9 protein-coding genes are annotated in these 14,100 nt (G+C 68.6%); 4 read left to right on the forward strand and 5 right to left on the reverse strand.

Annotated features, from left to right (window positions below):
- Nucleotides 1-6: 6 nt before the first annotated feature.
- The 3 genes from AC2EWF_RS13755 to pgmB all read right to left on the reverse strand — a co-directional run bounded on the left by AC2EWF_RS13755 (nucleotide 7) and on the right by pgmB (nucleotide 7,014).
- Entirely contained in the window at nucleotides 7-1,275 is a 1,269-nt protein-coding gene (locus AC2EWF_RS13755; RefSeq protein WP_483639951.1) for an MFS transporter, read from the reverse strand.
- 88 nt (nucleotides 1,276-1,363) lie between these two features.
- A complete protein-coding gene (locus AC2EWF_RS13760) occupies nucleotides 1,364-3,916 on the reverse strand; it encodes a TonB-dependent receptor (protein ID WP_483639952.1) in 2,553 nt (850 codons plus the stop codon).
- Nucleotides 3,917-3,930: 14 nt separating this feature from the next.
- Nucleotides 3,931-7,014, reverse strand: a complete 3,084-nt coding sequence (gene pgmB, locus AC2EWF_RS13765) for a beta-phosphoglucomutase (protein WP_483639953.1) — start codon at nucleotides 7,012-7,014, stop codon at nucleotides 3,931-3,933.
- Between the two features lie 288 nt (nucleotides 7,015-7,302).
- On the opposite strand from pgmB, the gene AC2EWF_RS13770 reads away from it, so the two are divergent.
- Nucleotides 7,303-8,262, forward strand: a complete 960-nt coding sequence (locus tag AC2EWF_RS13770; protein WP_483640436.1) for a LacI family DNA-binding transcriptional regulator — start codon at nucleotides 7,303-7,305, stop codon at nucleotides 8,260-8,262.
- Nucleotides 8,263-8,277: 15 nt separating this feature from the next.
- On the opposite strand, the gene AC2EWF_RS13775 is transcribed toward AC2EWF_RS13770, so the two are convergent.
- A complete protein-coding gene (locus AC2EWF_RS13775; RefSeq protein ID WP_483639954.1) occupies nucleotides 8,278-9,921 on the reverse strand; it encodes a sensor histidine kinase in 1,644 nt (547 codons plus the stop codon).
- Nucleotides 9,922-10,264: 343 nt separating this feature from the next.
- On the opposite strand from AC2EWF_RS13775, the gene sucC reads away from it, so the two are divergent.
- Nucleotides 10,265-11,425 (forward strand): ADP-forming succinate--CoA ligase subunit beta, encoded by a 1,161-nt coding sequence (gene sucC / locus AC2EWF_RS13780; protein ID WP_483639955.1) that lies wholly within the window; start codon nucleotides 10,265-10,267, stop codon nucleotides 11,423-11,425.
- A gap of 13 nt (nucleotides 11,426-11,438) precedes the next feature.
- The gene (gene sucD, locus AC2EWF_RS13785; RefSeq protein WP_483639956.1) at nucleotides 11,439-12,314 is read left to right on the forward strand and encodes a succinate--CoA ligase subunit alpha; all 876 of its coding nucleotides are present in this window, start codon (nucleotides 11,439-11,441) and stop codon (nucleotides 12,312-12,314) included.
- A 61-nt stretch (nucleotides 12,315-12,375) separates the two neighbouring features.
- On the opposite strand, the gene AC2EWF_RS13790 is transcribed toward sucD, so the two are convergent.
- Nucleotides 12,376-13,284 carry a LysR family transcriptional regulator ArgP gene (locus AC2EWF_RS13790; protein WP_483639957.1) on the reverse strand — a complete coding sequence of 303 codons (909 nt, stop codon included), beginning with the start codon at nucleotides 13,282-13,284 and terminating at the stop codon, nucleotides 12,376-12,378.
- A 105-nt stretch (nucleotides 13,285-13,389) separates the two neighbouring features.
- On the opposite strand from AC2EWF_RS13790, the gene AC2EWF_RS13795 reads away from it, so the two are divergent.
- Entirely contained in the window at nucleotides 13,390-14,007 is a 618-nt protein-coding gene (locus AC2EWF_RS13795) for a LysE/ArgO family amino acid transporter (protein ID WP_483639958.1), read from the forward strand.
- Nucleotides 14,008-14,100 lie beyond the last annotated feature (93 nt).

Consider the following 14,100-nt stretch of genomic DNA (forward strand, 5'->3'; position numbering starts at 1 on the left):
CCGGCGCTATTTCGCCGCGAGGCGGATGCCAGGCACCGCCAAGGCCACGCCGTGGCGGTCGGTTTCGCGCTTGAAGAAGAACAGCGCAGCCAGGATCAGGCTCATCGGCAGCAGCGAGAAATAGAACGCGTCGATGCCGTTGGAGCGGGCAAACACGATCGCGGTGATGCGCGAACCCAGGGTGCCTCCCAGCGCGGAGAAGATCACGATCAGCCCGGTCATCGCCGCATGCGCGGGCTTGGGCAGCGAGCTCAGCACCACCGAATTGATCACCGGGTAGATCGGCGCCATCAGCAGGCCCACCAGCGGAAACAGCCAGGCGGCGACGGGCGCGTTGCCCCAGCCGATGTGCGCATTCGGCACGATGTTGCGCGCCAGCGGCAGGCTCACGACCACGACCGCCGCCATGCCGACCACGCAGATATTGAGCAGGATGTACCAGTGCATCCGTCGCAGCGCCTGGCCAGCGCCCAGGCGGCCCAGCGCGATTGCGCCGGGCAGGATGCTGGCGAGCTGGATGCTCATCGCGTTCGGCAGCTTCAGGATCTCGTTGTTGAAGGTCGGCAGCCAGGTGGAGAAGCTCTGCTCGATCAGCACGTAGAGGAAGGCCGAGATCAGGAACACATAGACCAGCGGCCGCATGAACAGCTGCAGCATCTCGACCAGCGAACCCTTCATGGTCGACGTGTGCACGTTGTGCGCGGCCGATTCGTCCATGCGCGAGCCGGCGAGCAGCGCGATCACCAGCACGCACAGTGCGGCCAGCACCCAGTACACGTTCAGCCACGCCAGGTCGGCGGGGTCGGCATGGTTGATGAAGGCGCTGAACAGCCAGTTGCCGGCCAGCACGCCGAGCATGAAGGTGCCCTCGATGGTCGAGGTGAGCCGGCCGTGCGCCGCACGGTCGGCGGTAAGCAGGCCGATCGAGGAATACACGCCGACCTTGGCCAGCGCGAACGAGATGCCGACGCAGGTGAACAGCACCTCGGTGGTGCGGAAGCCCGGCCACAGCGGCATCAGCACGCAGGCGCCGCCGAGCAGCGCCAGCGCCAGGATCATCGCGCGCCGGTAGCCGATCAGCGGCAGGAAGGAGGCCACGCCGAAGGAAACCGCGGCGATGGTGAGGTCCTTGAACAATTCGAGCAGGCTGGCCTCGGTCTTGCCGACGCCGAAGCTGGCGATGGACTGCAGGATCACCGTGCCCACGCTGTTGAGCAGGATCGCGAAGACCACGTAGGTCAGCGCGAGCGCGGCGATCATGCGGAAACGGTTCATGCGCACCTCGTGCGGACGGGCCGCGTCGAAAAAGGCGGCCCGGGTCGCCATCGCGCGATCCGGGCCGCTACGCGGGGTAAACGTTAGCTCAGAACTGGTACTTCACCTGCATGCTGTACTGATGGCCTTCCAGTGTGCGTGCCAGCAGCACGCCCGTGGCGCCGGTGGCATTGCCGGCAATGCGCGAGTTCGATTCCGTCAGGCCGAGCGTGTCGGTCACGTTGGATCCGAGCAGGGTGAATACCCAGTGCTTGTCGTAGGTGTACTGTGCGCCGACGTTGAAATCGGTGTAGCTGCCCAGTTGCTGCAGGGCAAGCTGGTCCTGGGTATGCGGCCCGACGTATTCCATGGTGACCCACAGGCGCAGGTCGCCATGGGCCGTGGGCAGGGTCAGGGTCGGCGTCAGGCGGACCTGGAACTTCGGTTGGCGCTGCAGCTGCTTGCCCTGGTAGGTGCTGACGAATTTGCCGGTGGGATTGTCCGGCGTCGGCAGGCCGAAGAACTCCGCGTCGCCCTGGAAGTGCGAGTAGTGACCCTGCATCCAGTCGCCGGAGGCGATCACCGAGAACATCTTGTCCGGTGTGGTGGCGATCACGTTGAAGTTGATGCCCCTGGTGTCCGAGCCGTAGGTGGACTTGCTGCCGAACGGCACGCCCAGCAGCGAGGGCTGGTAGCTCAGGCCATCGAACTGGCGGTGGTAGAACGAGATGTCGGCGTTGAGCCAGTTGGCCGCGTACTTCCAGCCCACCTCGAAGTTCTGGATCTTCAGCAGCGGCGGCGTGTCGCCGGTGGCGCTGCCGCGCATGTCGTCGAAGCTGTTGAAGTGCGCGCCCTTGTTGGCACGGACGTAGACGGACATGTTGTCCTGGATCTTGTAGGTGGCGCCGGCGGTCCACGAGGTGTGGGTCTTGTCGTAGTTGGTGACCGCGTAGGTGCCGTTGCACATCGCCACGGCGTTGTCGTACAGCGTGTTCGGGTTGCCGTCGATGTTGACGTTGGACAGGTTGCACACGGTGTTGCGGGCGTTCTCGTTCTCGAGCCGGGCCGAGGCGTCGAAGATCCACTTGTCGAGGGTCCAGATATCCGACAGGTAGAACGCCTTGTTGGTGGCCACGCCGTTCTCGGTGATGTTGAAGCCGCCGTTGTAGATCAGGCCCTGGCCGTTGGTGACCTGGTAGGTCTGGCCGCCCTGCACGTAGCTCACCGCGATCGGCGTGGCGTTCGGCGTGTTGCTCATCAGCATCGGGTTGCCGAGCGACCAACGGTCATTGTCGGTGTAGTGCGCCAGGTACAGGCCGGCGGTCAGCGTGTTGCCCTCGAAAAGCTCCTTGCTGAGGCGGAAGTCATTGACCGCGCTCTTGATGTTCTTGTGGATGTGCCACCAGCCCTGGCTGATCACGTCGAGGTTGGGATCGGTGATCACGCCGCCATTGGCGTAGTTGGCGGTGTACACGGCCCCGGCAGGAACGGTGTTGTCCGGATAGGTGCCGGCGGTGTTTTCCCAGCTGCTCAGCGTCTGCGGATTGGAGCCGGAGAACAGCGCGTTGGTGTCCATGTTGCCGCCGTCGACCAGGAACTTGTCGCTGACCGTCCAGCCGTTGCCGAAGTCCCAGTCGAAATTCGCGCCGAAGAAGCCGAGCTGGGCGCCGCGGCCGTCGGCGAGGTTGGCGCTGGTGCCGCCGCCCGGGTAGCTCTCCAGATAGACGTGCTGCATTGCACGGCTGTAATAGGTGCCGGTGAGCGGGTCAAAGCCCGGATACTCGGAGAAGACGCCCGGACGGTCCTGGATCAGCGGGATAGGCGTAATGAACTGGTTCTTGTCGTCCAGGCCGCGGGCCCAGAACACCAGCGAGCCGTTGTCCCAGTCCTTGGTCAGCGTGGCGGTGAGCTGGCCGCCCTTGTCGGCGGGGAACCGCGGATTGCGCACGCCGTTGGAGTCGCGGTAGAACCCGCCCACGCTGCCGTACCAGCCGCCCTTGCCGAGCGGGAAGCCGTAGAAGCCGTCGACGCGACGCAGGTTTCCGGTGCCATAGGTGACGCCGATGCTGCCGGACGGCGTATCCGTGCCCTGCTTGAGGATGTAGTTGGAGGTGAGGCCGATCTGGCCGTCGCCGAACACCACCGACGGACCGCCCAGCAGGAGCTCCACGTGGTCGATGGTGTCGTCGAGGCGGAACATCGAGCTCTGCTCGAAGAACGACAGCGATGGCATGCCGTACAGCGGCGTGCCCATGATCTGGTTGGTGTAGAACGGCGCGTCGCCGCCGCCCGGGAAGCCGGCGATCTCGATGTTGGCACCGGTCTCGCCGCCGGTGGATTCCGGCCATACGCCGGGCGCGAGCTTCAGCAGGTCGGCCGAGCTGCGCGGGTTGGCCTGCTGGATCTGGGCATCGGTGGCGGTGGTGATCGAGTAGCTGGCGTCGATCTTGCGCACGCCGGTGGTGCTGGCCGAGCCGGTGACGACGACCTGCTCCAGCGACTGCACGGACTTGCCGTTCTTGCTGGCCTTTTGCGCGGGGTTCGCGGTGGCCGGCGTGCCGTTGGCAGTCTGGCCGTTGTCCTGCGCCAGGGCGGCGCCGGAGGCGAGGGCGGCCGCGATCGCCGCGGACAGGGTCAAGCTGGTGCGTATCCGAGTACTCATGTTCTGACTCCCCATCAGTTCTGGTTGCGTGGTGATGCGGCAGCGGCGGGAAGCCGAGCCGACGGGCCGCTTGTCGTTGTTATCCGGCCGATGTCGAACGCGGCGATGTTCGACAACAGCACGTCTGCCTCGGCCAGGGCCTCCGCCCGGCCGACTCCCACCGCCGCCATCCCCGCGGCGTGAATGCTGGCGATGCCTGCCGCGGCGTCCTCCACGCCGAGGCAGTCCGCCGGCGCCAGGCCGAGGCCGGCGGCGGCAGCGAGGAAGATTTCCGGATCGGGCTTGGAGCGGGCGATGCGGCTGGCGTCGACCACGCAGTCGAACAGCCCGCCGATGCCGAGCCGGTCCAGCAGCTGCGGCGCGTTGCGGCTGGCCGAGGCCAGCGCAGTCTTGAGTCCGGCCGCCCGCACCGATTCCACCGCGGCGCGCGCCCCGGGCAGCAGGTTCTCCGGGGTCAGCCTGCCGATCAGCTCCACGTAGCGGGCGTTCTTGCGCGCAGCCAGTTCGGTCTTTTCCGCGTCGCTGTAACGGCGCGGCGCACGCTCCAACAGGATCTCCAGCGAGCCCATGCGGTCCACGCCCTTCATGCGCTCGGCGATCGCCTCGTCGAACGGCGCGTCGATCTCCAGGGCCAGCTGCTGCCACGCAGCGCGATGCAGCACGGCGGTGTCGGCGAGCACGCCGTCGAGATCGAAGATCACCGCCTTCAGCGTGGGCGCGGCCGGGTGCGGCAGCTGCAGCGACTCGCCTTTGTGCAGGCGTTGCGGCTGGCCGCGGTGCAGGAAGTCCAGCGCTTCGCCTTCGAGCAGGGTATAGCGCACGCCGTCGGCGTCCACCTCTACCCGCAGTTGCGCGTCGCGCCAGTGCAGGCCGAAGCGATAGGCGCGCCAGGCTTCCGGCAGTTGCGGCGCCAGCGCGGGCCGGCCGTCCCGCACGCGCAGGCCGCCGAAGCCCCAGCCCAGCGCCAGCCAGCTGCCGGCCATCGCCGCCATGTGCAGGCCGTGCCCGGCATTGCCGTGCGAGTCGTCCAGGTCCACCCGCAAGGTGTCGAGGAAGTACCGGTATGCCTCCGCGCCGCGCCCCGTTTCGGCGGCGAGCACCGCGAAGCTGGAAGCGGACAGCGTGGAGTCGTGCACGGTGACGCCTTCGTAGTAGTCGAAGTTGCGCCGCTTCGCGGCCGCGTCCACGTCGTCGCCGGCCAGTACCAGGGCGAGCAAGGTGTCGGCCTGCTTGCACACCTGGTGGCGATAAATGGTCAGCGGATGCCAGTGCAGCAGCAGCGGGCGCAACGACGGATCGCCCATTTGCCCGGGCGTGAGCCGCGGCTTGTCGAGGAAGCCGTCGTCCTGCGGGAAGATGCCCAGCTCCGGGTCCACCGGCAGGTACATCGCGTCGGCGGCGCGCCGCCATTGGACGGCCTCGTCGTCGGCCAGCTGGATGCGCCGCGCCAGCGCGGCATGCTCGGCCGGATGCTTCGCGGCCAGCCACGCGACGGTAGCGGCGGCGTCGCGCAGGTGCCGTTGCGCCATGCGGTTGGTGTAGTGGTTGTTGTCGACCAGCGCCGAGTATTCGTCCGGCCCGGTCACCTCGTGGATGCAGAAGGCGCCGCCGCGGCGCGGGTTGAAGTGCCCGGCCTGGAGCCAGATGCGCGCGGTCTCGCACAGCATCTCCGCACCCATGTCGCGCAGGAAGTCCTCGTCGCCGCTGGCATCCACGTACAGCCGGACCGCCCAGGCGATGTCGGCATTGATGTGGTACTGCGCCGAACCGCCGGGGAAGTAGGCCGAGCATTCGTCGCCGGCGATGGTGCGCCAGGGGTACAGCGCACCGCGGGCGTGGTTCAGCTCGCGCGCATGGGCCCGGGCGCGGTCCAGCGTGGCGTGGCGCCAGGCCAGCATGTGCCGCGCCAGCTGCGGCGCGGTCGTGGCCAGCACCGGCAGCATGAAGACTTCGGCATCCCAGAAGCAGTGGCCTTCGTAGCCTTCGCCGGTGAGGCCCTTGGCGGCCACGCTGCCATGGTCGTCGCGGCTGCCGGACTGGAACAGCTGGAACAGGTTGAAGCGCAGCGCCTGCTCCACCTCCGGCGCGCCGTCGATGGCGAGGTCGGCGGCGCGCCACAGCGCCGCGAATCGCCCCGCCTGGCCGGCCAGCAGGGAGGGGAAGCCTGCATGGCCGGCCGACGCCAATGTTTCCTTGACACTGGACAGCAGGACAGGGTCGACGGAACGCGCGGCGCCAGGCTGCGACCAGGCCCAGACGGCGAACTTCTCCAGCACCACCTCGTCGCCGGGGCCCAAGGTGCCGGCCCAGCTCTGCGCTACGCCGTGCGGGGTGCGCGTGGCGCCCTGAAAGCCCAGCGTCTGGTCGGCGAGGCGATGCGACTGCGCGCAGACCAGCCGGATGCCGCTATGGGCGGTGTGCTGCGCGACCCAGGCGAGCTCCGCGTCGGCGTGGGCGTCGTGCAGTTGCAGGCCGCCGCTGAGGTGGGCGCCGATGCGCGGGTCGTCGCCCTGGCCGACGGCTGCGCGCGCGGTGTCGATCGCCGATTCCAGGGTGATCGGGCCGCGGTAGTCGAGCGAACGCACGCGGTAGCGGATGGCCAGCAGGCCGGGGCGGTCCAGCGGCACCAGTCGCTCGGCGAAAATTTCCAGTGTGCCGCCGCCCGGCGCCCGCCAGCGCAAGCTGCGCCGGTAGCAGCCCGCGCGCAGGTCCAGCCGGCGTTCCAGGGCCAGCCACTCGCCCTCGTCCAGCCGCACCGGCGTGTCGCCCAGCCGCAGCCGTATGCGGCTGGCGTCGGCCACCGGCACGCGGGTGTCGGTGGTGCGGGCGTAGCCGGTGAAGCGTTCGTGGTAGGCGATCGGCGAGCGTTCCCATACCCCGGCGAGGAAGCAGCCCTGACTGGGACTGTCGTCCTCCTCGAGCCCTCCGCGCACGCCCAGCGAGCCGTTGGCGAGCGCGAACAGGCTTTCGTCCTGGGCAAAGCCGGCGCGGTCGCGGCCGCGGCGCACGAGCTGCCAGGGGTCGAGGGTGCCCGCGGCATGCGGTGCCGTGTCCGCCGTGGCGGACAGATCAGGCAGCGCCGCATCATGAGTCTGCACGTAATGTTTCCCCTCGCTTGGCTGCAGCCGGCGCCGCAGTGGTGCCGGCGCGTTTCCGGGCGCAGCATACGAGTGAATGATATCGATATCAAGATATCGATATCATTGGTCGCGGGACAGGTGCGGAGGGCACTGCCGGGCCATGCCGCCGGCGCATTGAATGCGCTGTCCCCGCGGGCGACACTAGCCGGCATCCAGGTCGGCCCCGTGCCGTCGCGCCACACCGGAGGGCCGCCATTGAGTTCCGCCAAGAAGAAGTCGCCCGCCGCTGCACAGTCCGGCCTGACCATGGCGGACCTGGCGAAGCTGGCCGGGGTGTCCAAGATCACCGTGTCGCGGGCCCTGGCCGAAAGTCCGCTGGTGACGCCGGAGACCCGCGAGCGCATCCAGGCCCTGGCCCGCAAGCACGGCTACAAGCTCAACGTCAGCGCGCGCAACCTGCGCCTGCGGCGCAGCCACACGGTGGCGGTGATCGTGGAGATGAAGCCCTCCGCCGGCCGCACCATGTGGGACCCGTACCCGCTGTCCCTGCTGGGCGGCATCTCGCAGGAGCTGACTTCGGCGGGCTACAGCGTGCTGCTGACCACCCGCCATGACGCGGCGAACGCCGCGGTGCAGGCCGCCGACGGCCTCATCCTGCTGGGCCAGGGCGTGCACCAGGACGCGGTGAAGCTCTACGACCGCCTGGGCTTGCCGATGGTGGTGTGGGGCGCCGAGTCGGCGCAGGACAACCACGTCGTGGTGGGCAGCGACAACCGCCACAGCGGGATCAGCGTGGCCGAGCGCTTCCTGTCGATCGGGCGCCGCCATCCGGTGTTCATCGGCAACTCTGACCACCCCGAGATGGCGCAGCGCCTGCATGGCTTCGTCGACGAGCTGGCCGGCCACGGCATCAAGCCCCTGCTGATGCAGCGGGTGGACTGGACGCTGGAATCGGGCGTCGATGCGGTGCGCTCGCTGGCCAGCCGCAAGGTGCGCTTCGATTCGATCTTCGCCTGCAGCGACCTGCTGGCGATGGGGGCGATCCGCGCGCTGGTGGAGCAGGGCCTGTCGGTACCGAACGACGTCTCGGTGGTGGGCTACGACGACACCCCGCACGGCGCCAGCTTCCTGCCCCCGCTGTCCACCGTACGGCAAAACTGGCAGGAGGGCGGCGTGCTGCTGGCGCGCAAGGTGCTGGCGCTGATCGACGGCCAGCCGGTGGCTTCGCAGATGCTGCCGACCAGCCTGATCGTGCGGGCGACCTGAGCCGGGGCGGCCTGCTCAGCCGGTCGCCACCTCACCGGCCAGCCGGTTCATCTGCGGCGGCGTGAGCAGCAGACGGAAGCAGCTGCCGCCGCCGGCCACGCGCACGTATTCCAGCGACGCCTGGTTCGCTTCGGCCATCTGCCGGGCCAGGTACAGGCCCAGCCCGGTGCCGTATTCGTGGGTGGTGTAGAACGGCTCGAAGATCTGCGCGGCCACCTTCGGCGCGATGCCGGGGCCGCGGTCGGTCACTTCCAGGATCGGCTCGCCGTGCTCGCCGTTGCGCACGATCACCATCACCCGCGCCGGTTCGCCGGGCAGGCGGCCGTAGCGCAGCGCGTTCTGCACCAGGTTCCACATCACCTGCTGCAACTGCTGCGGATCGGCCATCGCCGCCACCGCGGTGGCGCCGCCCACCACCACGCGCAAGGTGTCGTTGCCGATGTCGTTGCCGAGCTTGTATTCGTCCACGAAGCCCTGCGCCCAGCGGCCCAGGTCCAGCGTTTCGGGCCGCGAGCGCTCGCGCCGCGACAGCTGCAGGATGTTCTCGATGATCTCGTTGAGCCGCACGCAGTGGTTGTTGATGATCTCCACCATGCGCTGGTCGGAGCTGTCCATCTTCTCCGACTCGGCCAGCAGCTGCGCCGAATAGCGGATCGCCGCGAGCGGGTTCCTGATCTCGTGCGCGATCGATGCGGACAGGCGCCCCAGCGAGGACAGCGTGAGCTCCTCCGCGCGGCGCGATACCAGCGAGGTGTCGTCCAGGAAGATCAGTACCAGCGAGTCGTCGTTGGGCGCCAGGCGGGAGAAGCGCGGCACCACCTCGGGCACGCCGTCGGCAAGCTGGGTGGCGGTCTCGTCCAGCTTGCCCGAGGTCATCCAGTGGTACAGGCGGCGCGACAGCTCCGGCGCCAGCCGGCCCAGGTCGCGCTGGTCGGCGCTGGGGTTGCCCAGCAGCATCCAGGCCGATTCGTTGATCTGGTGGATGCGGTTGGCGTCGTCCACCAGCAGCACGCCGGTCTTCATGCGGCGGATGATCAGCTCGTTGACTTGCGAGAGGTTGGCCAGGTCGGTGCTGCGCTGCTCGGCCAGCGCTTCGCTGGCACGCAGCTGGCGGCCCAGCACGTGGCAGAGCGTGGTGATCGCGAAATAGGCCAGGCCGAACAGCGCCGATTCCAGCAGGTTGCGGTCGCCGACATTGCTGCCGGGATGGGCCAGCAGCGCGTGGGCGAGCAGGCCCAATGTGGCCAGCGCGGCGAAGAAGCTGGACAGCCGCAGCGACAGGATCAGCGCGCCCACGCCCAGGTTCACCGCCAGCATCATCGCGATGCCTATGCGTGCATAGTCGATCGCGCTGAGCGCCAGCACCGCGGCGGTGATGTCCACCACCAGCCAGATCGACACGGTCACCTTCGCGTACGGCACGCAGCGCCCGGTCAGCGCCAGCGCCGCGATGGCGAACAGCAGGTAGGGCAGGGTGACCAGCAGGGCGAGTTGCGGCGAGGCCAGTGGCTCGCCGCCGATCTGCATCGGGGCGAACGCCAGCCCGATGTACATCAGCGCCTGGATCAGCCTGAACGCATTGAGGAACAGCATCTCGTGGCGGATCGCCGCCGGAACGGCACGCGGGGCGTTGAGCTGCGGCAGGACGGTGCTGGACACGGTGTACGGCACTCTGGGACGGTCACGGCGGAGTATAGGTAAAGGATCGCCTTCCCGAGAACTTCGGCCCGCCGGACCGGCTGCGGCGCCCCGGCAGGCGGGCGGCTGCGCGGTTCCGCCGCACCGGCGACAGGACTCGCCGCGGGCCGGTTCCGGGGCCGCCTCTTTCCATCGGGGGCCGCTTCCGCGAAAATGGGCGGCCGTTTCGCGCGGTTCCCGCCTTGTCGGGACATCGCCGCGTGCATCGCAAGCCGGCAGCGTCCGCGCCGTCCGACTCCCTCGCAAGCCCGCGCCGCGTCCCTTCCGCGCGAGGCCGTTTTCCCCGTTCGCTCGAGGCTATCGAATGAATTTCCACGAATACCAGGCCAAAGAACTGTTCGCGCAGTACGGCATCACCGTACCGCCGGGCAAGGTCGCCAACTCCCCCGATGCCGCCGTCGACGCCGCCAAGGCGCTAGGCGGTTCCCAATGGATGGTCAAGGCGCAGATCCACGCCGGCGGCCGCGGCAAGGCCGGCGGCGTCAAGTTCTGCCGCAGCCTCGACGACGTGCGCGCCGCCGCCAAGGGCATGCTGGGCACCAAGATGGAGACCTACCAGTCGGCCGGCCGGGCGCTGCCGGTGAACCTGGTGCTGGTCACCGACGCCACCGACATCGCCAAGGAGCTCTACCTCTCGGTGCTGGTCGACCGTGATTCCAAGGCCGTCTCCTTCATCGCCTCCAAGCACGGCGGCGTGGACATCGAGCAGGTCGCGAAGGACACCCCGGAGGACATCCACACCATCGTGGTGGACTTCGTGGAAGGCCTGCAGCCCTACCAGTGCCGCAACCTCGGCTTCGCGATGGACCTCAACGCCAAGCAGGTCGGTCAGCTGACCAAGATCATGCTGGGCCTGTACAAGCTGTTCAACGAAAAGGACCTCTCGCTGGTCGAGCTGAACCCGCTCGCCATCCTCGTCGACGGCAACCTCGCCGCGCTGGACGGCAAGGTGAACTCCGACGACAACGCCGAGTTCCGCCACCCGGACCTGGCCGCCATGCGCGACCTCACCCAGGAAGACGCCGCCGAGGCGGCCGCGGTGCAGAACAACCTCAACTACGTGACGATGGACGGCACCATCGGCTGCATGGTCAACGGCGCGGGCCTGGCCATGGCCACCATGGACGTGATCAAGCTGGCGGGCGGCGAGCCGGCCAACTTCCTCGACGTGGGCGGCGGCGCCACCAAGGAGCGCGTCACCGAAGCGTTCAAGCTGATCACCTCGTCCGACAAGGTGAAGGCCATCCTGGTCAACATCTTCGGCGGCATCGTCCGCTGCGACATGATCGCCGAGGGCATCATCGCCGCGGTGAAGGAAGTGGGCCTGAAGATTCCGGTGGTGGTGCGCCTGCAGGGCACCAACGTGGAACAGGGCCGTGCGCTGCTGGCCAACTCCGGCCTGGCGATCACGCCGGCCGACGATCTCAACGACGCGGCGCAGAAAGCCGTGGCCGCCGCGAAGTGAGGAGCGATAAGCAATGAGCGTTCTCGTCAACAAGAACACCAAGGTGATCGTGCAGGGCTTCACCGGCCAGCAGGGCACCTTCCACGCGCAGCAGGCGCTGGACTACGGCACCCAGGTCGTCGGCGGCGTCACCCCCGGCAAGGGCGGCAGCGAGCACATCGGCCTGCCGGTCTTCAATTCCGTGTCCGAGGCCGTCGACCAGACCGGCGCCGATGCGTCGGTGATCTTCGTGCCGCCGCCGTTCGCGGCCGACTCCATCCTGGAAGCCGTCGATGCCGGCATCCGCGTGATCGTGGCGATCACCGAGGGCATCCCGGTGCTGGACATGCTGCGCGTGAAGAACGTGCTGCAGCAGCATCCGGAAATCGTGCTGATCGGCCCGAACTGCCCCGGCGTGATCACCCCGGGCGAGTGCAAGATCGGCATCATGCCGGGCCACATCCACCAGCCGGGCAAGGTCGGCATCGTGTCGCGCTCGGGCACGCTGACCTATGAAGCCGTGTTCCAGACCACCAACGAAGGCCTGGGCCAGTCCACCTGCATCGGCATCGGCGGCGACCCGATCAACGGCCTCAACTTCATCGACTGCCTGAAGCTGTTCCAGGACGATCCGCAGACCGAGGGCATCATCATGGTCGGCGAGATCGGCGGCAGCGCCGAGGAAGACGCCGCCGAGTTCATCGGCGAGTACGTCAAGAAGCCGGTGGTCTCCTTCATCGCCGGCGCCTCGGCCCCGGCCGGCAAGCGCATGGGCCACGCTGGCGCGATCATCTCCGGCGGCAAGGGCACGGCGGCGGCGAAGTTCGCCGCGCTGGAGAAGGCCGGCGTCACCACGGTGAAGTCGCCGGCCGACCTCGGCAAGACGCTCGCCAGGCTGATGAAGAAGTAATCGGATCCGTCCGATCGATGCGAGAAGGGCCGCCTCGTGCGGCCCTTCTTGTTTTCGGCTCCTACGGGCCCGCGCGTGCAGGGCGCAGGCCCCGCTGCGCGGCAAGCAGCAGGGCGTCGGTGATCTTGGCCAGGGTGGCCGAGCGGATAGCCCAGTGCTGCCAGTACAAGGGCACGTCCAGCCAGCGCCCCGGCGCGATCGCCTGCAGCGTGCCGCGGTCGAATTCCTGCGCCAGCATCGATTCCGGCGCCATGGCCCAGCCCAGGCCCAGTGCCGCGCCTTCCACGAATGCGGTGGACGAGGGCAGGTAATGCATGGGCGGGTTCAGCCGGGCGCGCGTCACGCTGCGCATGAAGCGTCGCTGCAAGGCGTCCTTGCGATTGAACACCAGCATCGGCGCCGCCCCCAGCGCGGCGGCATGCAGGCCGTCGGCGAAATGCCGGGCGACAAAGTCCGGAGCGGCGATCGGCAGGTAGCGCATCACGCCCAGCTTCTGCACCGTGCAGCCCTGCACGGGGCGCGCATCGGCGGTGACCGCGCCGAGCACGGAGCCGTCGCGCAGCAGGTCGGCGGAATGGTCCTGGTCCTCCACCCGCACGTCGAACAGCAGCCCGTTGCGCCGGTGGGGCCCGGCCAGCGCTCCTAGGAACCACGTGGCCAGCGAGTCCGCGTTGACCGCGATGGCTACCGTGGCCGGCGCGGCATGCGCGGGGCCGACCGCGAAATCGTCCAGGGTCTCGGCTTCGAGCAGGCGCATCTGCTGCACGCTGCGCAGCAGCCGCTCGCCGGCAGGCGTGGCCCGGCTGGGCGACTGGCGCAGCACCAGCACCTGACCCAGGCGGTCCTCCAGCGCCTTGATGCGCTGGGAAATGGCCGAGGGCGTCAGCGAGAGCCGCCGCGCCGCGCCTTCGAAACTGCCTTCATCGAGCACGGCGACGAAGGCGGCAAGCTGGGGATTGAGCAGGCTCACGGGCGCCCCTCCGAAATTCAGAAGAACTTAATCGAGTTAAGAAGATTTAGTTTTACTGATGCAGACGGCTATTCGAAAGTGGCCTCCCTTCCGCGGGATTCGCCCATGCAACTGACTGCCTACCTGGCCGGACTCGGCACCGGCGCCGGCCTGATCGTCGCCATCGGGGCGCAGAACGCGTTCGTGCTGCGCCAGGGCCTGCAGCGCCTGCATGTCGGTGTAGTGGTGCTGGTCTGCGTACTGGCCGACATCGGGCTGATCGCGCTGGGCGTGGCCGGCATGGGGCTGGCGGTAAGGCAGCAACCCGGCTTGCTGCAGGTGCTGCGCTTCGTGGGTGCGGCCTTTCTCGCCGGCTACGGCCTGCTGGCGGCGCGGCGAGCTTGGCGAGGCGAAAGCGGCCTGCGCCCGGCCGATGCGGCGGCAGGCGGGCGTGGCCGCACGGTGCTGGCCTGCCTCGGCTTCACCCTGCTCAACCCGCACGTGTACCTGGACACCGTGGTGCTGCTCGGCAGCCTGTCCACCCATTACGACGGCGGCGGCCGCTGGTCCTTCGCCGCCGGCGCGGGCACGGCCAGCCTGCTGTGGTTCACGGCGCTCGGTTACGGGGCGCGGTTGCTGCTGCCGGTGTTCCGCAGTCCTTCCGCCTGGCGCGCGTTCGACGTGCTCGTGGCGGTGCTGATGTGGGGGCTGGCCCTGCTGCTGCTACGGCAACCGATGGCCTGACAGCGGCGACACCGGCCATCTGGAGAGGGATGCGGCGAGGCATTCGGGACCGCTTGTGCGGGCGGCGATGCACTACCATTTCCACCCCGACCC

This window comes from Rhodanobacter sp. sgz306013 (assembly GCF_057031145.1).

Bases quoted from the DNA above. Each gene is read 5' to 3' on its own strand.
- AC2EWF_RS13755 (WP_483639951.1), bottom strand. From the start codon at position 1,275: ATGAACCGTTTCCGCATGATCGCCGCGCTCGCGCTGACCTACGTGGTC.
- AC2EWF_RS13760 (WP_483639952.1), bottom strand. From the start codon at position 3,916: ATGAGTACTCGGATACGCACCAGCTTGACCCTGTCCGCGGCGATCGCG.
- AC2EWF_RS13770 (WP_483640436.1), top strand. From the start codon at position 7,303: ATGGCGGACCTGGCGAAGCTGGCCGGGGTGTCCAAGATCACCGTGTCG.
- sucC (WP_483639955.1), top strand. From the start codon at position 10,265: ATGAATTTCCACGAATACCAGGCCAAAGAACTGTTCGCGCAGTACGGC.
- sucD (WP_483639956.1), top strand. From the start codon at position 11,439: ATGAGCGTTCTCGTCAACAAGAACACCAAGGTGATCGTGCAGGGCTTC.
- AC2EWF_RS13795 (WP_483639958.1), top strand. From the start codon at position 13,390: ATGCAACTGACTGCCTACCTGGCCGGACTCGGCACCGGCGCCGGCCTG.